Genomic DNA, 20,991 nt, shown 5'->3' with positions numbered 1-20,991 from the left:
CTCCTTCAGGGGATGTAGGTCTGGAGCAGGCCGCACATGCCGTGCTTGCCCGACTCGGTCGGTCCGGGCAGCACCTCGATGCCGCCCTCGGCGAGATGGGCGATGTCCGACCGCTCGAGCGCGTCGAGCTGCCGGCCGGTCTCGAGCGCGGTCTCCAGCGCGCCGCTCTGCCAGCGCTTGCGCCACTCGCCGAGGCGCGGGGCGACCAGGCCGGCGGCGGCGCGGCAGAACTCGGTGAACGCCTCGGGGCCGCCCGCGCGCATCGCCAGGAAGCCGGTCACGGCCAGGTCGCGCCGCCGGTACGCGGGCGAAAGGTCGGCGCCGCCCGGCAGCGTCGCCGCGGCGCGATACTCGTCCGGGTCGCCGAGGATGTGCGCGGGGAACGTCAGCACCGCGTCGCCGGCCTCGGGCAGGCCGCTGTTCTGCATGAGCACCACGAGCTGCAGCCCGCCGTCGTTGACGAGCCGGTGGATGGTGCCCGGCCGGAACCAGGCGACGGTTCCGGCCCGCAGCGGGGTCTCGCGGTAGCCCTCGCCCGACAGCGTCTGCACCCGCCCCTCGCCGGCGATCACGACGTACCCCTCGGAGCACGTCAGATGCATGTGCGGCGTGCCACCGTGCAGTCCGTCGGGGGCGGTGGTGTCATACACCGACAACCGCGACACGCCGATCGCGCCCGGCATTTGCGAACTCATGTGTAACCCCCGGATGCAGGAAACCGCTTTCCTGAGGCTAGCCGGTACGCTGATCGCGGGTCAATGCGCAAAGGAGACCATGATGGCGACGCTCGCCGATGTTGCTCGCCGCGCGGGCGTGTCACCGGCCACCGCTTCCCGGATCATCAGCGGCAGCACCAAGCTGGTCACCGACGAGCTGCGGGCCCGGGTGCTGCGGGCCGTCGACGAGCTGCAGTACGTGCCGAACGCGCACGCCCAGCTGCTCGCTCGCGCACAGCGCACCGCCGTCGGCGTGATCGTGCACGACGTCTCCGACCCGTACTTCGCCGAGATCACCCGCGGCCTGCAGCAGGTGGCCACGGCCCACGGCCGGCTGAGCATCATCTGCAACAGCTACCGCGACCCGGCCCGCGAGCTCGAATACGTCGAGCTGCTGCGCGCCCAGCAGGTGGCGGCGATCGTCCTCGCCGGCTCCGGGTACCACGACGCCGCCTTCACCAAGGCCCTGAAGGCGAAGCTCGCCGCGTATACGCGCACTGGCGGGCGCGTGAGTGTGATCGGCCGCCACGAGCTGCCCGGCGACGCGGTCATGCCGGCCAACGAGGAGGGCGGCTACCTGGCCGGCTGCGAGCTGTTCGGCTCCGGCCACCGCCGCGTCGGGGTCATCGCGGGCCCGAAGGTGCTCACCACGACCACGGACCGCCTGGCCGGATTGCGCCGCGCGGCCCGCGAGCTGGGCCGGACGCTGCCGGCGCGGCGCGTGGCGTACGCCGGCTTCGACCGAGACGGCGGCGCCGAGGCGGTGGCGGCCCTGCTCGACGCCAACCCCGACCTGACCGCGGTCGTGGCGCTGAACGACCAGATGGCGGTGGGTGCCCTGAGCACGCTGCGCGCGCGGGGCATCGCGGTGCCCGACCAGATCTCCCTGGTCGGCTTCGACGACATGCCGATCGCCCGCGACGTGACGCCGGCCCTGACCACGGTGCGCCTGCCGCTGGCCGAGATGGGCGCCCGCGCGATGTCGATGGCCCTCGACGAGGCCCACGACATCGACGCTCCGCGCATCGAGCCGGCCGAGGCGACCTTGATCCGCCGCGACAGCACACAACCGCTGACGTCCTGAAGGTTCTCGCGCCACGGTTCCTTGAGGTGTACCGCCAATGCCTCGCCCCACCGCCAGCGACAACAGTGCTCAGCCGTTGATGTCCTGATAGGACGGAAGGTCCGCGCGCAGCGGTTCATGCAGCCGTACCGCCGAAGCAGTCTCCGCCACCGCCGCGAGCGCGGCCCGGAAGAGCAACGAGCCGGTGCTGACCCGCGCGACCCCGAGCGCGGCGAGCTCACGGACGGACGGCCCGGACGGCATCACGAGCACGTTCAGCGGCGCGTCGACCGCCGCGGCCAGCCGCTCGATGTCGCGCGGGTCGGTCACGCCGGGCACGAAGACGCCGTCGGCCCCCGCGTCCCGGTACAGACGAACACGCCGAATCGCCTCGTCCACGTCCCCGCCCCGCAGCCAGTGGGTGTCGGTTCGCGCATTGACGAACAGCGCGGGCGCCGCGGCTTTCACGGCCCGGACGAGCGCCGCGTGTTCGTCCGCGTCCCCGTACGCGTCCTCGATGTTCACCCCCGCGGCCCCCGCCTCCGCGGCGGCCACGGCCGCGGCGACGGAACCGCGCTCGATGTCGGCCGTGACGTACAACGGCAGCGACGCCAGCCGCCCCACCAGCCGCAGCGTCTCGTCGACGCTCGCGTCCTCGCCGTCGGCAAGCCCGATGCTCGCGGCGACGCCGAGGCTCGTCGTGCCGACCGCGGCGAACCCGGCCGCGGCCAGCATCCGAGCCCCGGCCACGTCCCAGACGTTGGGCAGCACGAGCGGCCGGCCAGGCACGTGCAACTCCCGGAATCCGTCACGCATCGCAAAGCTCCTTCCACAACTGCGCATCCGCACACCCGCCGAACCCGGACCCAACTCCCCACGATGCGCCACCCACGAGTGCCCATTCGCGCAACGGCCGTCAACGCCGTCCAGGTCTGGTCATCGCAGTGCCCCTTCCACGAGGGCGAGGGCGTGCTCCCGGCCGGGACAGGCTCGGGGTCCTTCGCCGAACGGGCGCCCGGCCAGGGGTACCGCGACGATCGAGCCGTCCGGGGCGACCCGCCGGGTGGCGAGCACCGGAGGGTCGTCGCGCAGCACCTCGTCCACCGGGCGGGTCCTTGCGCGTTCGATCAGCGTTGCCGTCGCGTCGCACGCCTGGACGAGTAGTTGGATGCGCGCGGCGGTCCGTTCGCCGTGCGCGCCGCCGAACGCCGCGACCAGCCGCTCGACGGCCTCGTCGGCCGCGGTGTCCCCGGTTTGGTAGGCGGCCGCCGCGATCCGCACGTCCTCGACGATGCCCTCGATCCGTACGCCCGCTGCCGTCCCCTCGCCACGCAGGTCCGTGGCGGCTCCCCCGACCCGCGGCCCCTTGGCGGCTCTCCCGACTCCACCAACCCGGGGCTCCTCGGCGGCTCCCCCAACCCCCTCGACCCGCGGGTCCTCGGCGGCTCCCCCAACCCCCTCGACCCGCGGGTCCTCGGCGGCTCCCCCAACTCCCCCGACCCGCGGCTCCCCGGCCGCTCCCCCGACTCCCTCGACCCGCAGATCCTCGGCAGTCCCCGTGAACCCAAGCGCCCGTGCGAGGCGTGCGACCGGGTGCTCGTCGTAGGGGCGGCTCAGCTCAGCGGGGTCGATGCCCGCGAGAAGGTCCTCGACGATCGCGCGGCGGCGGGCGTGGACGGCGCCGTTGGCGAAGCGGCTGACGGTCGAGCGGAGCCAGCCGATGCCGGTGGGAGTGGGGTCCGGCTCCGGAACCGGGAAGGTGAGCATGTCCCCAAAGCTAGGTCCGTAATGGTTCGGAGGTGGCCGAACCATTGCCCCGCTGACGCAGAGGGAGGACACACGGTAGGGGGAGAAGAGCAGCGACAAAAACCGTCAGCTCCGGATGACGGCAAGCCCCAGCCAGACTCAGACGGAAGACGCACGGTTTGGGGGCAAAGAGCAGCGACGCAAACCGTCACCTCCGGATGGTGACGGCCCCCAGGCCAGACGACCCGGGTGCTCAGCCAGTCAGCAACGGCGTCGGGCACCGCCCGGGCGCGCTTCTTCGCCGAGTGGGGGCACGTGGTGCTGCTGTCGTCCGGCATGGTGCTGGACCGCCCGAGACGATCTTGCGGATGCCCTCGGTCGCGGTCAGGGGGTGATGACGCCGTCCCTCCTGGTTCGCCACGGCGTGGCGAAGTGGTGCGCGAGGGCGTTACGTGCGCGGAGGGGCGGTGCTCGAGCGGACGATCAGGTGGGCCGGGAGGCACAGGTGCTCGGCCGGGGCCGGGTCGCCGGTGCGGCCGGCCTCGATGGCCCTCGTCAGGGCGGCCGCCGCGGCGTGGCCCTTCGCGTGGATGTCCTGGCGGACCGTGGTCAGGGGCGGGCGCATCCGGGCCGCGGCCGGGCTGTCGTCGAAGCCGACGACCGAGAGGTCGTCCGGCACCGAAAGACCCGCGTCCACCGCGGCCTCCATGACGCCCTGGGCCAGAGCGTCGGAGAAACAGAGCACGGCGGTGGGGGGTTCCGGGGCGTCCAGCAACATGCGCGCGGCCCGGTAGCCCGAGTCGGGGTCGCCGTGGGCCTGGCGGGCTATGGGCGGGGTGATGCCGGCCGGGGTCAGGGCGTCCAGCCAGCCCGTCAGGCGCTGGCCGGCCACGAAGCCGTCGATGATGTCGTCCGTCGCGTCCGGACCCATCAGGCCGTGGCGGCCGCGGATGCCGGCGGTCACGATGCCCACCCGGCGGTGGCCCAGGTCGACCAGGTGCTGGGCCGCGGCCCGGGCGCCCGCGCGGTCGGCCACGTTGACGGCGGGGACGCCCTCGGCGGGCACCTGGTCGATGAAGACGAGCGGCATCTTGCGGCGCATCAGCCACTCGACGCCGGTGTTCTCGGGGTCGCAGGAGTACACCAGGGCGCCGTCCATGGCCACGTCCCGCGCCGGGATGACGTTGCCGGCGGCGGTGGTGGTCAGCAGGGTCAGGCCCAGGCCGGTCGGGGCCAGCTCGTCGGCGATGGCGCCGAGGAACGTGGTCGCCACCTCGTCGCTGAAGGCCGCGCTGAGCGAGTCGGTCAGCAGGATGCCCACGGCGCCGGTGGTGCCCTTGGCCAGGGCCCTCGCGGCCGGGTCGGGGCCGACGTAGCCGAGCTCGTCCGCGACCGCCAGGATCCGGTCGCGCAGCGTCGGGGACAGCTGGTCCGGACGGGAGAACGCGTTGGAGACCGTCATCCGGCTCACGCCGACCCGGTCGGCGATCGTCTGCAGGGTCACCCTTCCCACCGCAGCGCCTCCCATGTCGTCGATGCCTCCCCGCAGACCTTAACCCGCCGTGCGGGAACCCACCGCCGGGGCCGGGCCGCCGTCCCGCCACCCGGGCGGATCGGGTCGCAACGCGCAGGCCTGATCGCTCGGATGGACGGGGACTCGCCGTGGAGGCGGCAGGAACGGACGCTTGGTGGTGAGCGCAGCGCGCGGGGGCGTTATCTGGCCGGGTGGGAGCGGACCGCCGGGGCGGGGGCGACGGCCTCGGCGGCCTTGCGCAGCGTGGCGGCCAGGGCGATGCGCGTGCGGTAGGCGCGGGGCGGGCGAGCCGGTGCGTCGTGGCCCGATACGACGGGGGCGTTGGGCAGGGCGCTGGCGTACTCGAACGCCTCGCCGTTCCACGAGCCGCCGAACTCCTCCGCGAGCGCGGACTGGGACACGACCATCGCGAACGGGAACGTGCTCATGGCAGATCTCCCTCGTCTGTACCGGTAAACATTGACTATACCGGTACAGTAGACGCACGTCCCTGTACCGGTCAAGTCCATATCGGTAAAGCGACGATGGATGGCTGACAACGCGGAGGAGCCGCACCCGAAGCGGAGCAACGGAGCAACGGAGCAACGGAGCAACGCGAGGAGCCAAGCACAAGCCGAAAAAACCGCCAAAGCGAAAGAACGCAGCAAAGCGGACGAGGAAAAGAGCCGCGAGCCGGAAGCCACGAGCCGCAAGCCGCGCGCCGAGAGCCGCGCGCGAGCCGGGAGCCGCGCGCGAATCGAGCCGCGAGCCGCGCGCGAGCCGCGCGCGAGCCCGGAGCCGGGAGCCGGGAGCCGGGAGCCCGGAGCCGGGAGCCCGGAGCCCGGAGCCGGGAGCCCGGAGCCGGGAGCCCGGAGCCGGGAGCCCGGAGCCGGGAGCCGGGAGCCCGGAGCCGGGAGCCCGGAGCCGGGAGCCCGGAGCCGGGAGCCCGGAGCCCGGAGCCGGGAGCCCGGAGCCGGGAGCCCGGAGCCGGGAGCCCGGAGCCGGGAGCCCGGAGCCCGGAGCCCGGAGCCCGGAGCCCGGAGCCCGGAGCCCGGAGCCCGGAGCCCGGAGCCCGGAGCCCGGAGCCCGGAGCCCGGAGCCCGGAGCCCGGAGCCCGGAGCCCGGAGCCCGGAGCCCGGAGCCCGGAGCCCGGAGCCCGGAGCCCGGAGCCCGGAGCCCGGAGCCCGGAGCCCGGAGCCGGGAAGAAGGACCAGAGAGAAGCAGCAAAGAGGGAAGCGAAAAAAGGGCGGCTCAGCGACCTCGGGAACGCGGCTTGGCAGGCTTCTTCGCGGGCCTCTTCGCAGGAGCAGCCTTCGACGGGCGGAAGAAGACGAACCCGAGGGCGCCGGCGACGACGACCACGCCCAGCAGGTACCAGACCCAGGTGAACGACGTCGAAGCAGGCGCCGGCGCCGGCGAGGCCGACGACGGGGGCGGCTCGCACGTCTTCTCGTCCGGTGTCGCAGTCGCGGCCGCCTCGGCCACGTGCAGGACCCCCTCGCACCGCCCGATCGCCGGCGTGCCCATGTCCGCCACGATCGTCCACGCGCCGGGGGCCAGGGTGCCGCTGTACGTCACCGCGTCCCCGTTCCGCTTGAGCGGCACCGGCCCGACCCGCTCGCCCGTGCTGGACGTCGCGAGCATCGTCATGCCGATCGGCTCCGTGACCGGGTGGCCGTCCTGCCAGACGGACGTGACCCAGACCGAGCCGCGGCCGTCGCCGTGCAGCGTGAGCACGACTCCCCCGTGCGCGTCGGCGTCCCCGGCGAACCCGAAGACGGCGACGGCGACCGCGATCACGGTCGCCACCAGGCACGCCGCGGCCCGGCGCCACACGGGCGCCGGGCCGGGACGGTCGAACGTCGGGTGCGTCATGCCTGCTGCGGCACCCAGCTCTGGTACTTCGCGCCGGAAGCCTTCTGCAGCACCAGCAGGCGGCTGCCGAAGAACTGGTTGCCGCTCACGCCGACCACCAGGCCGGACGGCGAGGTGAGGGCGACGCCGGACTCGGTCTTGGTGACCGTCCACTTGAGCGCGTTCGCGCAGTCGGTCTGCACGATCGTGGCGCCCGCCGCGTCCTTGTCACCCGCGGTGCTCAGGCACTCGTCGGTCGCCTTCGAGCGGACGATGAACCGGTCGCCGGCCGCCTCGAGCTTCCACTGCTGGTTCGCGCCGCCGTGCTGGCGGTACAGGATGACGGGCGTTCCCGCGGCGCGCCGGGCGCCGAAGAGGTCGACGACCCCGCCGGTCAGGCTGTTGCCGAACACCATCCACGCCCCCGCGGCCGGCGCGGCGGCCGCGGCGGTGTGCACCGTCACGGTCTTCGTGTACGGGGTCAGGGCGTTGCCCTGCGCGAGCGAAATCCCGATCTGGTAGTCGGTGTCGGCGCGCAGGCCGACGATCCGGACGTTGGTCGCGGTGGTGCGGCCGATGACCCGGCCGCCGACCAGGACGGCGTACCGGGCGCCGCTGCCGGCCGGGTCGAAGGACAGCCGAACAGAGGTCGTGTCGAGCGCACTGGTCCGCAGCTCCTTCAGGCCGCCGGTCGACGTCCTGGTCGGCGTGGGCGTCGGGCCGGCGGTCCTCGTCGGCGTGGGCGTCGGCGACGCGGTGGTCTTCGACGGCGTGGGCGTCGGCGAGGACGTCGTCTTCGACGGCGAGGGTGAGGCGGACGTCTTGGTCGGCGTCGGCGTCGGCGTCGGGTTGGTGGTGCCGCCGCCGTTGCCGGCGATCAGGAACTGGTTGTTGGCCACGTTCCAGTTGTTCGCCAGATAGCTGCCCGGGCTCGGGTTGGTGTTGTAGTAGTCGTCGTGGTTGCAGTCGAGCCGGTCGTCGTGCTTCTTGTCGGCGCACTTGACGCTCGTCTTGAGGCCGCCCGAGTCGTTGTAGCACATGATGTCGTACTCATCGAGGCAGTGACCGGCCTTGCTGGAGTTCGGCGCGTTGTTGTTCACGGCGCCGAGGTTGTGGCCCAGCTCGTGCGCGGCGACGCTGGCCGCCCAGCAGCCGTTGTCGCTGCGGCCGTACCCCGGGCCGCCGTTGCTGCGGTTGTTCGCGCCCGGCTGCGTGTCACCGGCGAAGGTGCCGATGCCGCAGTAGACGTTCGCGTCGCCGAAGATCACGTACTTGCGGTCGGTGCGGTTGTAGCCCAGCGCCTTCAGCCCGTTGATCGTGGCGTCGAAGGTCGCCATGCCGCCGTTGGCCAGCTCGACCTCGCGCACGTCGACCTTGCAGTCGGCCGTGGTCACGAAGCGCACGTGGCGCTCGCCGCCGGTCTCCTGGGCGCTGGCGTTGTAGATCGTCTCGATGCCGGCCGACCAGGTGCGGAAGGACTCGAGGTACTCGGCGAAGCGGCTCTTGGTGCTCGCGTCGCGCACGTAGAGGACCTGCACGCGCTTGCCGGTCACGCCGTCGCCGTCGCAGACCACGCCGCTCGCGCCGACGCTCACCGCGGCGCTGCCGTCGGCGGCCACCGCGTCCGGGACGACCGCGAAGCCGCCCTCGGAGCCCTCGGCGGCGTGCTCGTCGGCGAGCACCGTCTGCTCCTGGGGCGCGGCGGCGGTGTCGGACGCCGGGACGTCCTCCTGCGTCACGGCCGCGACCGCCTTGACCTGGGTGTGCACGCTGAGGCCGGTCGGCGGGACGTCCGGGCCGTGGCTGCACTGGTCGCGCTCGGTGAGCGCGTAGCCGCCGACGCAGGGCTCGCCCTTCTTGGCGGGCGTGAGGCCCTGGTAGATCAGCCCCTGCTCCGGGTTGTCGGCCGGGACCTGGGAGATCGCGGTCGGGTGGTCGCCGCGTCCATGCTCGTGGAACAGGGACTGGAAGGCGCCGGGTCCGGCGATGGCCGCGCCGGCACCGAGCACCACGACCGCGGCGGTCGTGAGCACTCTGCGCAGATGGCGGCGGGACTTCTCGGGTCGCGCTTGCACGCTCGGTTCCTCCGGGAGGGGAAACGGGAGGGGAAAGAGGCGCGCGGCAAGGATCGGCACAGGGCAGAGGTACCGATCCCCGCCGCGCGAGGGACGCCGGCCTTCGAGGGTGGCAAGGCGGGTGAGAGCCGGGCGTCCACGTGGGAACGCGCTGACATTAGCCAGGTGGCACGCGGGCATTCCACCTGGAACGCCACAGTTAAGAAAGTTCTAAGTCAGACTTGTCCCGGCGATATGTACGCCACTTTGCCTTATGACTGACGGCGACGGAACAGCCGCTCGTTGGGCTCCTTCGACGAGCGTCCGACCAGCCAGCGCGACGGCGGCGGGGCCTCCTGGGGGGCCGGATCCGCGTCGGTCATGACGATCACCACGCTGGCCCCGCCGAGGGTGCTGCTGGTGCCGATGTTCACGGTGCCGTTGCCGGCCACGGCGACCCGCCGCACGATGTCCAGCCCGAGGCCGGTCGATCCCTGCTGGCTCTCGCCGCGCTGCATCGCCAGCTCCGGGTCGGGGATGCCGGGCCCGCCGTCCTCGACGCGCAGCACAACGTAGCCGTCCTCCCGCCGCGTCACCGCCACCTCGAACGGCACGCCCTGCGGGGTGTAGCGGATCACGTTGCCGATGAGCGCGTCCAGCGCCGCGGCCAGCTCGCTCTTGGGCACGGTCACGGGGGCGGGGGCGTCGGTGCCGGTCGCCTTGCACTCGCGCTCCTGGTCGCCGGCGACCGCGGACCAGAACTTCATCCGGTCCCGCACGACCTCGGCGACGTCGCAGCCCTCCTCGCCGGTCGAGGCCGCGGCCCCGTCGGCCCGCTCGCCGCGGTCGGGGGTGGGCGAGTGCGCGTCGATGGGCTCGCGCATGGCCCGGATGAGCTTGTCGACCTCGACCTCGAGGGCGGCGATGGCGTCGCGGATGCGCTCGGCGTCCTGGGAGTCGTCGAGGGTCTCGGCGTCGAGGCGCAGCGCGGTCAGCGGGGTGCGCAGGCGGTGCGAGAGGTCGGCGACGAGCTCGCGCTCGTTGGACAGCAGCGCCATGATCCGGTCGGCCATGACGTTGAGCGCGAAGCTGGCGTCGGCCAGCTCGCGGGGGCCCTGCGGGTCGATGCGCACGTCGAGGTAGCCCTCGCTGAGCGCCCCGGCCGCCCCGGCCAGCTGCCGGGCCGAGGCGATGATCTTCGAGGCGAGGCGGTCGGCGACCCAGACGGAGGCGACGATGAGGCCCAGGGCGACGGCGCCGAGCGCCCACCAGGCCCCGGCGACGCCGTTGGACAGCTCGGACTCCGGGATGAAGACCTCGACCACGGTCGTGCGGCCGGCGCCGAGATCGACCGGCTCGAGGTACGACAGCCCGCCCGGCACCTCGGCGACCACCGGCGCGGCGGCGTCGGCGGCGCGGGTCAGGTCGCCGCCCGCGGCGTGGCCCGTGCCGATCTCCGCGCCGGCCTCGCCGAGGTTGTGCACGGAGACGCGCGTGACCGCCGGCCCGCCCGTGCTGGCGATGGCCCGCTCGATGCTCAGCGGGTCCGTGGTCACGGTGAGGACCGCCACGACCACGGCGGTCTGGCGTTCGGCGTCGGCGAGCGCCCGCTCGCGGGCGAGCTGCTGCACGACGAGACCCAGCGGGATCAGGAACGCGAGGGCCACCATCGCGGTGACCGCCGCGGAGACGTAGGCGAGGGTCCGCCTCAGTCCGGGGCGCTGAACCTGAAGCCCACGCCCCGCACGGTGTGCAGGTATCTGGGCGCTGACGCGCTCTCGCCAAGTTTCCGGCGTAGCCAGTACAGATGCACGTCGATCGTCTGGTCCTCGCCCACTGAGGGTTGCCGCCATACCTCCTCCAACAGCTCACGGCGTGAGACCACCCGGCCGGGCCGGGCGGCGAGGTACGCCAGCAGGTCGAACTCCTTGCGGGTCAGGGTCAGCGGCTCGCCGTGCAGGTAGGCCTGGCGCTGGCCGATGTCCACCCGCAAGCCTCCCACCTCGATGGCGGTCGGCTCCTCGCGACTCGCCCGTCCCGTGCGGCGCAGCACGGAGGTCATCCGGGCGTCGAGGTGGGCCGAGGTGAACGGCTTGATCATGTAGTCGTCGGCGCCCGCCTTGAGCAGCCGGACGATCTCCGCCTCGTCGTCGCGGGCGGTGGCGATGATGATGGGCGTGTCCGCGATGCCGCGCAGCATGCGCAGCGCGTCCGCGCCGTCCAGGTCGGGCAGGCCGAGGTCGAGCACGACCAGGTCGGGGGTCTCGGCGGCGAAGCGGCGCAGCGCCTCCAGCGCGGTGCCGACCGCGTGCACCGTATGACCCCGGTCGGTCAGGGAACGCAGCAGGGCACCCCGCACGACATGGTCGTCCTCAACCAGCAGCACCGTGGCCATGCGAAGACGGTACTGCCTGTGTCCAGCGGCAGCCCGGGCGGTCGATGGACGAATCCGACATGTACTAATTTATGCCGTCCGGCGGCGCGGTGAGGCGCGCCAGGACATGACTCGGGTCCGCGGTGGTGCGGACCGTCGCTCCCGCCAGACACCGCTCGGCGCTGGCGCGCCGTCGCTGCCAGGTCCGCGGCTGGTCACCCTTCCGAGCGCTCAACCGTCCGGCACCTTCCGGCGGCCGCGCCGCCGATGTGCTCGGGGCGCAGGCCGACGCCGATCACGCGGGCCGGGACGGTGCGCAGGCGCGGGTAGCGGTCCAGCAGGCGCACGGCGAGCGGCGGCCGGACCGGGTGGCCGGTCACCGCGGGCGACAGCACGGCCCGCTGCAGCACCCGCTGCACGAGCTGCGTCCCCGCCGTCGGCAGGGCGCGGCGGCGCTGCACCGCGGCCAGCTGCCGTTGCGTGGGCGGGCGGCCCCGGGCGAACGCGGCGGCGATGACGCGGGCCGCGGCGACCGCGTCCTGGATCGCGAGGTTGATGCCGACCCCGCCGACCGGGGACATCGCGTGCGCGGCGTCGCCGATGAGCAGGGCGCCCGGGACGTGCCAGCGGCGCAGGCGGTCGACGCGCACGGTCAGGGTGCTCACCTGGTCCCAGCCGCGCAGCTGCCCGACGCGCCCGGCCAGATACGGCACCGAGGCGGCGATCCCGGCCCGGAACGCGTCCAGCCCGGCGGCGCGGATGCGCTCGTCGCCACCCTTGGGCACCACCCAGCCGAGCTGCCAGGAGTCGCCGCGGTCGATGCCGATGAAGAACCGCCCGTCGCCGGCCCGCCCGGCCAGGCCGTCGGGGTCGCCGGGCTCGCGCGGGAGCCGGAACCACAGCACGTCGATCGGGGCGCCGAAGTCCTTCGAGCGCAGGGCGAGCGCCCGGCGTACCGTCGAACGGCGCCCGTCGCAGGCGACCGTCAGCGGCGCCGAGACCTCGACGGGGCCCTGCGGCGAGCGCGCCGTCACGCCGACCACCCGGCGCTCCCGCCGGATCACCCCGAGCACCTCGCAGCGGCGGTGCAGCGCGAAGTCGCCGTGCGCCGCGAGCAGCTCGAGCAGGTCCCACTGGGGCAGCATCATCACGTACGGGTGCGCGACGCGCAGCCGCTCGAAGTCGACCGGGTGGAACGTGCCCTCGTCGTAGGTGATCCGCAGCCGGCGCACGATCCGGTGCGGCAGCCGCGCGAGCTGCTCGCCGAGACCGAGCTCGTCCATCAGCCCGAGCGTCGAGGGGTGCACGGTGTCGCCGCGGAAGTCGCGCAGGAACGTCGCGTGCTTCTCCAGCACGACGGTGTCGATGCCCTGCCGGCCGAGCAGCAGCGCCAGCATCAGCCCGGCGGGCCCGCCGCCGACCACACAGACGTCCGCCTTGAGCAGCATCAGGATCCTTCCAGCAACCGCCCGATGATCTCCAGTGCCTGTTCGACGTCCGGCTCGCCGTCCGCGATGGCGTCCGCGTAGAGGAACGACTCCCCGATCCGCACGATCACAAACGCGAGCGTGCGGGCGTCCAGGCGCGGCGCGAACGCCCCGGCCGCGATCTCCTCGTGCATGAGCTGCTCGAGGTGGTCGACCACGCGGCCCTGCACGATCCCGCGCTTGGAGGTCAGGATGCGCAGCGCCGCCTCCGGCTCGGTGGCCAGGAAGTGGCGCAGGCTCGGCTGGTCCTGCACCGAGTGCAGGAAGTGGCCGATCACCCCGACGACCCGCTCGGGGCCGCGCAGCCCCTCGGCCGCCCGCACCGCCCGGTCGAGGTTGCGGTCGGTGAGGTACCACAGCACGTGCCCGAGCACCTGGTCGCGCCCGCCCGCGCGCCGGTAGAGCGTGGCCCGGCCGATGCCGAGCTCGGCGGCGAGCTGGCGCATGTCGACGCGCTGCTGGGCGAGGAACCGCTTCAGCGCCGCGTCGAAGACCTCATCCGGCGGCATGGGCCGGCTCGGCGTACAGGGTCGCCGGGTCGGTGTTCGCCCCGCACAGCACCACCACGACGGTGCCGGCGCCGTCGAGGCGGTCCAGCCCGGCGAGCGCGGTGGCGGCCCCGTGCTCGACGGCGAGGCGGTGCTCGTGCCACAGCCGGCGGCGGGCCTCGACGATCGCCGCGTCGGACACCAGGACGCTGCCGACCTGGTGGCGTACGGCCAGATCGAACGCGATCGTGCCCGCCCGGCGAGCCCCGAGGGAGTCGCCGGCCACGCTGCCGACGGCGACGTCCACCGGCGCCCCCGCCGCCAGCGCCGCGTGCAGGGTCGGCGCCCCTTCCGGCTCCACGGCCACGACCCGCGCCCGGTCGCCGACCGCGGCCGCGATCCCGGCGACGAGCCCGCCCCCGCCCACCGCCACGAGCACCGTGTCGGCCGGCGGCAGCTCCAGGCCCACGGTGCCCTGCCCGGCGACGACCTCGGGCTGGTCGTAGGCGTGCACGAGCAGCGCCCCGGTCTCGGCGGCCCGCAGCTGCGAGGCCGCGTACGCCTCCGCGTACTCGCGCCCGTGCTCCCGCACCCGCGCCCCGAGCTCGCGCAGCCGCGCCACCTTCGGCGCGGGCGCGGTCACCGGGACGAAGACCTCCGCGGGCACCCCGAGCGCCGCCGCGGCGAAGGCGACGCCGAGCCCCGCGTTGCCGCCGGACGCGACGACCACCCCGGACCCGGGCAGCGTGCCCTCCTCACGGGCGGCCAGGAGGCGGTTGAACGCGCCGCGCGCCTTGAACGACCCGCTGTGCTGCAGCAGCTCGAGCTTGAACCACAGGCCCGGGCGCACCTCGTACGACGGCGTGGGCCGGACGTAGGAGCCGATCCGCCGCGCCGCCACCTCGACGTCATCCCTGTTCACCACGGTGATCACCCTAACGCCGCGCCACCGCGCCCCTCGCCCGCGGCGAAGCGGGCCGCGCCGTGCAATGCGCCACTGCCCAGGGAGGCGACCCCGAGCCGGTGCTCGATGGCCAGACCCTCCTCGACGCTGCGGCCGATGGAGTCGTACAGCGAGCGCCGGTCGTTGCGCAGGCACTCCTGCGGCAGCGCGGCGAGCCCGGCGGCGAGCGCCTCCGCGGCCTCGCGCGCGGTCCCGGTCGGCACCACCCGGTCGGCCAGGCCGATGCGCAGCGCCTCCGCGGCGTCGACGGACCGCCCGGTCAGGATCAGGTCGAGCGCCCGCCCGGTGCCGATGAGCCGCGGCAGCCGCACCGTGCCGCCGTCGATGAGCGGGACGCCCCAGCGCCGGCAGTACACCCCGAAGATCGCGTCCTCCTCCACGACCCGCAGATCGCACCAGACGGCCAGCTCCAGGCCGCCGGCGACCGCGTGCCCGGACACCGCCGCGATCACCGGCTTGGACAGCCGCATCCGGGTCGGCCCCAGCGGCCCGTCGCCGTCCGGCTCGACCCGGTTGCCCTCCCCCGCCGCGACCGCCTTGAGGTCGGCGCCGGAGCAGAAGGTGCCACCGGCACCCCACAGCACCGCCACGTCCGCGCCCGGGTCGGCGTCGAAGTCGCGGAAGGCCGCCGCGAGGGCCTCCGCGGTCGCCCGGTCCACGGCGTTGCGGGTCTGCGGCCGGTCCAGGATCACCGTCAGCACCCGGTCGCGGTGCTCCACGCTCACGCTCATGCGGCCAGTGTGCTCGACCCGGCCCCCGCGCGGTGCCCCCGGGCCGCTCCGCGGGCTCGCGCCCGGCGATCCGCACCTGCCGGCGCCTCGCCGCGCGGGCGCGGGGCGCAGGGCAGGTGGATCAGGGCAGGTGGATCAGGGCAGGTGGATCACGTGACCGCTACCGGCGGGCGTAGCGGCGGCGGCGGTTGCTCCAGCGGCCCGACGTCCACGCGCCCGCGCCCGCCAGGTGCAGCGCGATGCACAGGAAGCCGGCCAGGCTCAGCGTCCCGGCGTCGAAGATCGGCCCGGTGTCGGCGCCGAGCAGGTCGACCAGCAGGGCGACCGCGAACAGGATCGCGGCGATCACAGCGAACACGATGGCCTCCGGGGGTATCCAGGTCGGTGTTGAGCGCTGTCTACCCACCGGCGCCGCCGGCTAATCGATGCCCAGCAGTTCGCGCAGCCCGGCTCGCCCGGCCGGGGTCACCCGCACCGCGCGCGAGGAGCCGATGCGCACCACCCAGCGCTGCTCGAGGAACCGCTCGCAGAGCCGCGCCCCCGCCACGCCCGCCAGGTGCGCCCGCCGCTCGGTCCAGTCCAGGCACCCGCGGGCGAGCGGCCGCCGCGGCCGCCGCAGCGCCGCGGGGTCGATCCCGGCCTCGGCCGTGAGCCAGTCCACGCCCGCGGCCGTGAGCGCGAAGCCGCCCCGCTGGTCGAGCAGCCCGCGCGCGGTCAGCGCGTCGGTCACGGCCACGCCGAGCTCGCCGGCCAGGTGGTCGTAGCAGGTGCGGGCCCGCTTCAGGGCGGCCGAGACGGTCGCCTGGCGCAGCCCCCGCACCGGCGTGCGCGCCGGTTCGAGGCGTGCGGTGAGGTCCTCGATGAGGTGCGCGACGGAGGCGTCGGCCAGCCGGAGGTACCGATGCCGCCCCTGCCGCTGCTCGGCGAGCAGCCCGCCGCCGACCAGCCGGTCGAGGTGCTCGGTGGCGGTGGACCGCGCGACCCCGGCGTGCGCCGCGAGCTCCCCGGCGGTCCAGGCCCGCCCGTCGAGCAGCGCCAGGCACATCGCGGCCCGGGTCTCGTCCGCCAGCAGCGTGGCCAGGCCGGCGAGGCCGGCGGCGTCGGTGGTCATGGGTCCATCTTCCCCGCCGATGCTTCGGCGGCGGCCGAACGGATTTAGTTGACTTGCGGAATACTTGGTCGGCAAGTACTGTTGGGGCAGGCGACAGAGCTGGACCTTTGGAGGCGTCACATGCCCGCGATCACCGTTGACAACGTCCTCGCACTTCCCCGCGTCGCCACGCCGGACCCGATCTCGGCGCAGCCGCGGCCGGTCGTCTCCGTCACGACCGCACCCAAGGGCTACGAGGGCGAGGGATTCCCGGTCCGCCGCGCGTTCGCGGGCGTCGACCTGCGCGCCCTCGACCCGTTCATCCACATGGACCAGATGGGTGAGGTCGACTACGCGCCGGGCGAGCCGAAGGGCACCCCGTGGCACCCACACCGCGGCTTCGAGACGGTCACCTACATCATCGACGGGGAGTTCGTGCACCACGACTCCAACGGCGGTGGCGGCACCATCACCAACGGCGACACGCAGTGGATGACCGCCGGCAACGGGATCCTCCACATCGAGACGCCGCCGGAGCACCTCGTGGTCAGCGGCGGGCTCTTCCACGGCTTCCAGCTGTGGGTGAACCTGCCGAAGGTGAACAAGCTCGTGACCCCGCGCTACCAGGACATCCGCGGCCGCCAGGTGTCGCTGCTGACCTCGCCCGACGGCGGCGCCCTGCTGCGGGTCATCGCCGGTGAGCTCGACGGGCACCCCGAGCACGCGGGCCCCGGCGTCACCTACACGCCGATCACCCTGGTGCACGCGACGCTCACGGGCGGCGCCTCGCTGACGCTGCCGTGGCGCAAGGACTTCAACGCCCTCGCGTACGTCATGGCCGGCAAGGGCACCGCCGGCGCGAAGGGGCGGCCGGTGGAGCTCGGCCAGCTCGCCGTCTTCGGCGCCGGCGACACCATCACGGTCACGGCCGACCCGAAGCAGCCCACGATGGACGTGCTGTTCCTCGGCGGTCAGCCGATCCGCGAGCCCGTCGTGGCGTATGGTCCGTTCGTCATGAACACCAAGGCCGAGGTCATGCAGGCGTTCGAGGACTACCAGGCCGGCCGGCTCGGCAGCATCCCGGCGGCGCACGCGGACGTTCGGGGAGAGGCGTCCTGAGTGGACTTCGCAGTCAGCGACAACGCCGAGCACCACCGGTTCGAGATCCGGGTCGGCGGTGAGCGCGCCGGGATGGCGTTGTACCGCCTCGACGGGGACTCGATCGTCTTCACGCACACCGAGGTGGAGCCGTCGTTCGAGGGTCAGGGCGTCGGGAGCAAGCTCGCGAACGGCGCGCTGACCCTGGCCAAGGACCGGGGACTGACGGTCGTCGCGCAGTGCCCGTTCATCGCGGCCTACCTCAAGCGGCACCCCGAGCTGGCATAGGCAGCCGGATCCAGTTCGGGTAGAACGGCGCGAGCCCGGCGTTGATCCGCTCGGCGACCGGGGTGAGCAGCGTCGCCAGGCGCTCGGTCCGCTCGGGGCCGAGCGCCTGCCACGGCCGCGCGGCCAGCTGGTCGGTGGTCTCCTCCAGGGTGTCGTACGCCGAGTGCGACTTCGGCGTCGCCACGCCCTCGCCGTCGAGGTAGCCCCGCTGGTGCAGCCGGGTCCGGGCGGCGTCCCACTCCTCGTCGCTCCAGCCGCGGGCGGCCTGGGCCGCCGTGCGCCCGCGGCCGTCGTTGAGCGCGACCCGCCAGACCATCGCCTCGGCGCCGTCGAGGCCCTCGACCAGCAGCGCGGCGAGGTGACCGTCGCCGCGGTGCTCGCGCAGGATCGTGGCGGCCTGCCAGACGGTGCCGAGGGCGTCCCCGGGCCAGGGCAGGGCCGCGTTGGCGGCGGCGAGCACCCGGCCGTGGGTCCCGGTCGCGGTCGCGGCCTCCCGCAGCAGCTCGGCGGCCTCCTCGATACCGTCGAGGCCCGCGACCGCCGGCTCGAGCGCGCGGCGGGCGCCGTCGAGCCGGGCGGCCAGGGCGGCCTCGGGCGTGATGCGCGTCCAGAGCTCGGGCAGGGCCCGCTGCACCATGGACGGGGCGAAGCCGTAGAAGGCGGCGACCACCGGCGCGGGCCCGATCGGCCCCAGCGGGGCGCTGCGGCCGGCGAAGTACCCCCGCCAGAACCCGCGCAGGCCGGCCTCCTCGAACGCGGCCCGGCCCGCCGGGGCGAAGTAGGTGACCGCGTGCAGTGGCTCGTAGAGCGCCCAGAGGCGGCGCTCGGTCGACAGCTCTGTCGTCATGAACCTGACGATATGCGCTGGCGGGCCCCGGCAGTACCGCCGGGACCCGCCAGTTCGTCACAGGGTCACCGATGCCGGTGGCGGGGGTCGCCCGCGGCCGCTCACCCATGCCCGCGCCGCTCTGGTCGCACCAGTTGCCGGCGTGGATGCGCCGGTCGATGCGGCTGGTGTTGACGAAGGTGCTCACGTCGGTCGAGGTGCTCGGGCCGGCGGGCCGGGCGGAGCCGCCCCAGCCGATGCTCACGGTCGGCGCCTGGTTGGTGGTGGTGCCGCCGCTGCAGGCGACGCCGTTGAGGGTGAACGCGCCCGGGACCGGGTTGGCGGTGGCCCAGGAGCCGTAAAATTTTGGTGTGGCACCGTTCACACAAGTGGTGAACGAAACGGTTTCGTTTCGCTTTCCGGGCGCGGTAGATTCGAGCACGTGACCACCGCGACGAGGGCCGACCGGCGCGCAGCCATCTGCGAAGCCGTCTTCGAGCTGCTCGGCGAGGTGGGTTACGACCGGATGACGATGGACGCCGTGGCGGCGCGGGCCCGCGCGAGCAAGGCGACCATCTACCGCGGCTGGCCCAGCAAGCCCGAGCTGGTCATGGAGGCGATCGAGCACCGGTTCGGCGGGTCGATGGAGCCCCCCGACACCGGCTCGCTGCGCGGCGACCTGCTCGCCCAGCTCGGGGCCGTGTGCGCGGCGGCCGAGGGGGCGGACGGCGCCGTGTTCACGGGGCTGCTCACGGCGGCGACGCACAACGAGGAGCTGGCCGAGTGCCTGTTCCGGTGTGCGTACTCCACCAAGCACCCGATGTACGAGGCGATGCTCCGGCGCGCGGAACAGCGGGGCGAGGTCGCCCCCGGCACCACCGCCGAACTGCTCCACGAGGTGCTGCACGCCATGGTCACGAGCCGGCGCCTGTGGCAGAACGGGCCCCTGGACCGGGCCTTCGTGGAGCGGCTCATCGACGGCGTCCTGATTCCCATGCTCACGCGGTCCTGACTCTTCCCCTTTTTTTGCCCTGGAGGCTGGCTCTCATGGCGAACGATGCTGCCCTTTCATCGGACATATCCGTAAAATCATCTTCTTTGGTGCCTCCTGATCCGCGGCGCTGGCTCGCGCTCGCGGTCATCGCGGTCGCCCAGCTCATGGTGGTGCTCGACGCGACGATCGTGAACATCGCGCTGCCGTCGGCCCAGGAGGCCCTGCACATCTCGACCGCCGACCGGCAGTGGATCGTCACGGCGTACACACTCACCTTCGGCGGCCTGCTCCTTCTCGGGGGCCGGATCGCGGACTTCTTCGGCCGCAAGCGGACCTTCCTCATCGGCCTGCTCGGCTTCGCGGGCGCCTCGGCCCTGGGCGGCGCCGCGGTGAACGCCGGCACCCTGTTCGCCGCCCGCGGCCTGCAGGGCCTCTTCGGCGCCCTGCTCGCCCCGGCCGCGCTGTCGCTCATCACCGTCACGTTCACCGAGGCCAAGGAGCGCGCGAAGGCCTTCGGCGTCTTCGGCGGCATCTCCGGCGGCGGCGCCGCGATCGGTCTGCTCGCGGGCGGCGTGCTGACCGAGTACGCGGACTGGCGCTGGTGCCTGCTGGTGAACATCCCCATCGCCGTGCTCGCCTTCGCCGCGGCCGTCCCGCTGGTGCGCGAGAGCAAGGCGTCGGGCGACACCCGCTACGACATCCCCGGTGCCGTGCTGGCGACCGCGGGCCAGGTCGCCCTCGTCTACGGCTTCACCAAGGCCGCGACCGACGGCTGGAGCTCGGGGGTGACCATCGGCTGGCTCGCCGCCGCGGTGGTGCTGCTCGGCGCGTTCCTGTTCTGGGAGGCGCGCACCGCCCACCCGCTGCTGCCGCTGCGCGTGCTGTTCGACCGCAACCGGGGCGCCTCCTACCTGGTGTCGGTCCTGCTCGGCGCCGGCATGCTGGGCATGTTCCTGTTCATGACGTTCTACCTGCAGCAGACCATGGGCTGGTCGGCCCTGAAGAGCGGCGTGGCGTACATGCCGTTCTCGGGCGGCATCATCGCCGCCGCCGTGATCGCGTCCCGCCTGCTGCCCCGCACCGGCCCGAAGGTCCTGATGACGGTCGGCGGCGTGCTCGCCACCGCGTCGATGGTCTGGCTGACGCGGCTCGACCTCGACTCGAGCTACGCGGTGCACATCCTGCCGTCGTTCATCGCCATGAGCCTGGGCATGGGCCTGGTCTTCGTCCCGCTCTCGAGCCTCGCGCTGTCCGGCGTGGCCGACCACGACGCGGGCGTGGCGAGCGCGATGGTGAACACGACGCAGCAGGTCGGCGGCTCCCTCGGCACCGCGCTGCTGAACACCATCTTCACCACGGCGGTGACCGGATACGTGGCCGACCACGCGGCCTCGGCGGCCTCGGGCGGCGCCCAGCTCCTGCAGGCCCACGCGGCGATCCACGGGTACAACGTCGCCTTCACCGCGAGCGCGGTCCTGCTCGCCGTGGCCACGGTGGTGGTGATCGCCATGGTGCGCAACACCCCGGCCGGCCGCACGACGGAGACGACCGAGGCGGCGCCGGTCCACTTCGGCTGATCGTCACACTCCGCCCGGGCCGACCGGCCCGGGCGGGCGCAGCCGGTGCCCGAGCTCGTGAGCCGCGCCGAGCCCGCGGTTTCGCATGTGACCCTCCTTGGTCAGGGTGTGCTGAGGACCTCCAGGAG

General features: G+C 73.7%; 22 protein-coding genes. 6 read left to right on the top strand and 16 right to left on the bottom strand.

The features are described from left to right. Positions 1 to 5: 5 nt before the first annotated feature. On the bottom strand, positions 6 to 695 hold the full coding sequence (locus ACQP2P_RS09735) for a cupin domain-containing protein (protein WP_433614836.1): 690 nt from the start codon (positions 693 to 695) through the stop codon (positions 6 to 8). An 82-nt stretch (positions 696 to 777) separates the two neighbouring features. Here ACQP2P_RS09735 and ACQP2P_RS09730 point away from each other — a divergent pair, with 82 nt between their 5' ends. After that, the gene (locus ACQP2P_RS09730) at positions 778 to 1,800 is read left to right on the top strand and encodes a LacI family DNA-binding transcriptional regulator (protein WP_433619073.1); all 1,023 of its coding nucleotides are present in this window, start codon (positions 778 to 780) and stop codon (positions 1,798 to 1,800) included. A 69-nt stretch (positions 1,801 to 1,869) separates the two neighbouring features. On the opposite strand, the gene ACQP2P_RS09725 is transcribed toward ACQP2P_RS09730, so the two are convergent. The 14 genes from ACQP2P_RS09725 to ACQP2P_RS09660 form a co-directional block, all read right to left on the bottom strand. Continuing rightward, entirely contained in the window at positions 1,870 to 2,595 is a 726-nt protein-coding gene (locus ACQP2P_RS09725; RefSeq protein WP_433614834.1) for an isocitrate lyase/PEP mutase family protein, read from the bottom strand. A 120-nt stretch (positions 2,596 to 2,715) separates the two neighbouring features. Further along, positions 2,716 to 3,546 carry a hypothetical protein gene (locus tag ACQP2P_RS09720; protein ID WP_433614832.1) on the bottom strand — a complete coding sequence of 277 codons (831 nt, stop codon included), beginning with the start codon at positions 3,544 to 3,546 and terminating at the stop codon, positions 2,716 to 2,718. A gap of 427 nt (positions 3,547 to 3,973) precedes the next feature. Next, a complete protein-coding gene (locus ACQP2P_RS09715) occupies positions 3,974 to 5,029 on the bottom strand; it encodes a LacI family DNA-binding transcriptional regulator (RefSeq protein WP_433614830.1) in 1,056 nt (351 codons plus the stop codon). 209 nt (positions 5,030 to 5,238) lie between these two features. Next, positions 5,239 to 5,487: a hypothetical protein gene (locus tag ACQP2P_RS09710; RefSeq protein WP_433614828.1), complete on the bottom strand. Its 249-nt coding sequence runs from the start codon at positions 5,485 to 5,487 to the stop codon at positions 5,239 to 5,241. Between the two features lie 802 nt (positions 5,488 to 6,289). Beyond that, on the bottom strand, positions 6,290 to 6,913 hold the full coding sequence (locus tag ACQP2P_RS09705) for a hypothetical protein (RefSeq protein ID WP_433614826.1): 624 nt from the start codon (positions 6,911 to 6,913) through the stop codon (positions 6,290 to 6,292). Then, entirely contained in the window at positions 6,910 to 8,967 is a 2,058-nt protein-coding gene (locus tag ACQP2P_RS09700; protein ID WP_433614825.1) for an RICIN domain-containing protein, read from the bottom strand. Before ACQP2P_RS09700 ends, ACQP2P_RS09705 begins: the two co-directional genes overlap by 4 nt. 251 nt (positions 8,968 to 9,218) lie before the next feature. Continuing rightward, positions 9,219 to 10,616 carry a sensor histidine kinase gene (locus ACQP2P_RS09695; protein ID WP_433614823.1) on the bottom strand — a complete coding sequence of 466 codons (1,398 nt, stop codon included), beginning with the start codon at positions 10,614 to 10,616 and terminating at the stop codon, positions 9,219 to 9,221. A gap of 38 nt (positions 10,617 to 10,654) precedes the next feature. Then, positions 10,655 to 11,341: a response regulator transcription factor gene (locus ACQP2P_RS09690; RefSeq protein ID WP_223102380.1), complete on the bottom strand. Its 687-nt coding sequence runs from the start codon at positions 11,339 to 11,341 to the stop codon at positions 10,655 to 10,657. A 194-nt stretch (positions 11,342 to 11,535) separates the two neighbouring features. Continuing rightward, positions 11,536 to 12,768, bottom strand: a complete 1,233-nt coding sequence (locus tag ACQP2P_RS09685; RefSeq protein ID WP_433614821.1) for an FAD-dependent oxidoreductase — start codon at positions 12,766 to 12,768, stop codon at positions 11,536 to 11,538. Continuing rightward, positions 12,768 to 13,316, bottom strand: coding sequence for a QsdR family transcriptional regulator (locus ACQP2P_RS09680; RefSeq protein ID WP_433614819.1), 549 nt, complete (start codon positions 13,314 to 13,316; stop codon positions 12,768 to 12,770). The genes ACQP2P_RS09685 and ACQP2P_RS09680 overlap by 1 nt, the downstream gene beginning before the upstream one ends. Beyond that, on the bottom strand, positions 13,303 to 14,220 hold the full coding sequence (locus ACQP2P_RS09675; protein WP_433614817.1) for a threonine/serine dehydratase: 918 nt from the start codon (positions 14,218 to 14,220) through the stop codon (positions 13,303 to 13,305). Before ACQP2P_RS09675 ends, ACQP2P_RS09680 begins: the two co-directional genes overlap by 14 nt. 5 nt (positions 14,221 to 14,225) lie before the next feature. After that, a complete protein-coding gene (locus tag ACQP2P_RS09670; RefSeq protein WP_433614816.1) occupies positions 14,226 to 14,990 on the bottom strand; it encodes a crotonase/enoyl-CoA hydratase family protein in 765 nt (254 codons plus the stop codon). A 160-nt stretch (positions 14,991 to 15,150) separates the two neighbouring features. Next, on the bottom strand, positions 15,151 to 15,348 hold the full coding sequence (locus tag ACQP2P_RS09665) for a hypothetical protein (RefSeq protein WP_433614814.1): 198 nt from the start codon (positions 15,346 to 15,348) through the stop codon (positions 15,151 to 15,153). Between the two features lie 60 nt (positions 15,349 to 15,408). After that, on the bottom strand, positions 15,409 to 16,101 hold the full coding sequence (locus ACQP2P_RS09660) for an ArsR/SmtB family transcription factor (protein ID WP_433614812.1): 693 nt from the start codon (positions 16,099 to 16,101) through the stop codon (positions 15,409 to 15,411). A 120-nt stretch (positions 16,102 to 16,221) separates the two neighbouring features. Here ACQP2P_RS09660 and ACQP2P_RS09655 point away from each other — a divergent pair, with 120 nt between their 5' ends. Next, positions 16,222 to 17,199: a pirin family protein gene (locus ACQP2P_RS09655; RefSeq protein WP_433614811.1), complete on the top strand. Its 978-nt coding sequence runs from the start codon at positions 16,222 to 16,224 to the stop codon at positions 17,197 to 17,199. Further along, a complete protein-coding gene (locus tag ACQP2P_RS09650; RefSeq protein WP_433614809.1) occupies positions 17,200 to 17,466 on the top strand; it encodes a GNAT family N-acetyltransferase in 267 nt (88 codons plus the stop codon). It abuts the gene before it with no gap. Here ACQP2P_RS09650 and ACQP2P_RS09645 read toward each other — a convergent pair. Then, positions 17,441 to 18,313 carry an SCO6745 family protein gene (locus ACQP2P_RS09645; RefSeq protein WP_433614807.1) on the bottom strand — a complete coding sequence of 291 codons (873 nt, stop codon included), beginning with the start codon at positions 18,311 to 18,313 and terminating at the stop codon, positions 17,441 to 17,443. The two genes, ACQP2P_RS09650 and ACQP2P_RS09645, sit on opposite strands and share 26 nt — an antisense overlap. Before the next feature lie 158 nt (positions 18,314 to 18,471). Between ACQP2P_RS09645 and ACQP2P_RS09640 the strand changes: the two genes are divergently transcribed. From ACQP2P_RS09640 to ACQP2P_RS09630, 3 genes are all read left to right on the top strand, one after another. Further along, positions 18,472 to 18,654: a hypothetical protein gene (locus ACQP2P_RS09640; protein WP_433614806.1), complete on the top strand. Its 183-nt coding sequence runs from the start codon at positions 18,472 to 18,474 to the stop codon at positions 18,652 to 18,654. 80 nt (positions 18,655 to 18,734) lie between these two features. Continuing rightward, positions 18,735 to 19,304: a TetR/AcrR family transcriptional regulator gene (locus ACQP2P_RS09635; RefSeq protein ID WP_433614804.1), complete on the top strand. Its 570-nt coding sequence runs from the start codon at positions 18,735 to 18,737 to the stop codon at positions 19,302 to 19,304. Positions 19,305 to 19,393: 89 nt separating this feature from the next. Continuing rightward, complete coding sequence (locus tag ACQP2P_RS09630; protein WP_433614802.1) at positions 19,394 to 20,863, top strand: MFS transporter; 1,470 nt, start codon at positions 19,394 to 19,396, stop codon at positions 20,861 to 20,863. The last annotated feature ends 128 nt before the right edge of the window (positions 20,864 to 20,991 follow it).

This window comes from Dactylosporangium sp. CA-139114, from assembly GCF_050955725.1.
Lineage (GTDB): Bacteria > Actinomycetota > Actinomycetes > Mycobacteriales > Micromonosporaceae > Dactylosporangium.
This window is presented reverse-complemented; position numbering and strand designations above follow the sequence as displayed.

Bases quoted from the DNA above. Each gene is read 5' to 3' on its own strand.
- ACQP2P_RS09645 (WP_433614807.1), bottom strand. From the start codon at position 18,313: ATGACGACAGAGCTGTCGACCGAGCGCCGCCTCTGGGCGCTCTACGAG.
- ACQP2P_RS09655 (WP_433614811.1), top strand. From the start codon at position 16,222: ATGCCCGCGATCACCGTTGACAACGTCCTCGCACTTCCCCGCGTCGCC.
- ACQP2P_RS09685 (WP_433614821.1), bottom strand. From the start codon at position 12,768: ATGCTGCTCAAGGCGGACGTCTGTGTGGTCGGCGGCGGGCCCGCCGGG.
- ACQP2P_RS09695 (WP_433614823.1), bottom strand. From the start codon at position 10,616: ATGGTGGCCCTCGCGTTCCTGATCCCGCTGGGTCTCGTCGTGCAGCAG.
- ACQP2P_RS09660 (WP_433614812.1), bottom strand. From the start codon at position 16,101: ATGACCACCGACGCCGCCGGCCTCGCCGGCCTGGCCACGCTGCTGGCG.
- ACQP2P_RS09735 (WP_433614836.1), bottom strand. From the start codon at position 695: ATGAGTTCGCAAATGCCGGGCGCGATCGGCGTGTCGCGGTTGTCGGTG.
- ACQP2P_RS09670 (WP_433614816.1), bottom strand. From the start codon at position 14,990: ATGAGCGTGAGCGTGGAGCACCGCGACCGGGTGCTGACGGTGATCCTG.
- ACQP2P_RS09710 (WP_433614828.1), bottom strand. From the start codon at position 5,487: ATGAGCACGTTCCCGTTCGCGATGGTCGTGTCCCAGTCCGCGCTCGCG.
- ACQP2P_RS09640 (WP_433614806.1), top strand. From the start codon at position 18,472: ATGCGGCTGGTGTTGACGAAGGTGCTCACGTCGGTCGAGGTGCTCGGG.
- ACQP2P_RS09690 (WP_223102380.1), bottom strand. From the start codon at position 11,341: ATGGCCACGGTGCTGCTGGTTGAGGACGACCATGTCGTGCGGGGTGCC.
- ACQP2P_RS09720 (WP_433614832.1), bottom strand. From the start codon at position 3,546: ATGCTCACCTTCCCGGTTCCGGAGCCGGACCCCACTCCCACCGGCATC.
- ACQP2P_RS09730 (WP_433619073.1), top strand. From the start codon at position 778: ATGGCGACGCTCGCCGATGTTGCTCGCCGCGCGGGCGTGTCACCGGCC.
- ACQP2P_RS09705 (WP_433614826.1), bottom strand. From the start codon at position 6,913: ATGACGCACCCGACGTTCGACCGTCCCGGCCCGGCGCCCGTGTGGCGC.
- ACQP2P_RS09680 (WP_433614819.1), bottom strand. From the start codon at position 13,316: ATGCCGCCGGATGAGGTCTTCGACGCGGCGCTGAAGCGGTTCCTCGCC.
- ACQP2P_RS09725 (WP_433614834.1), bottom strand. From the start codon at position 2,595: ATGCGTGACGGATTCCGGGAGTTGCACGTGCCTGGCCGGCCGCTCGTG.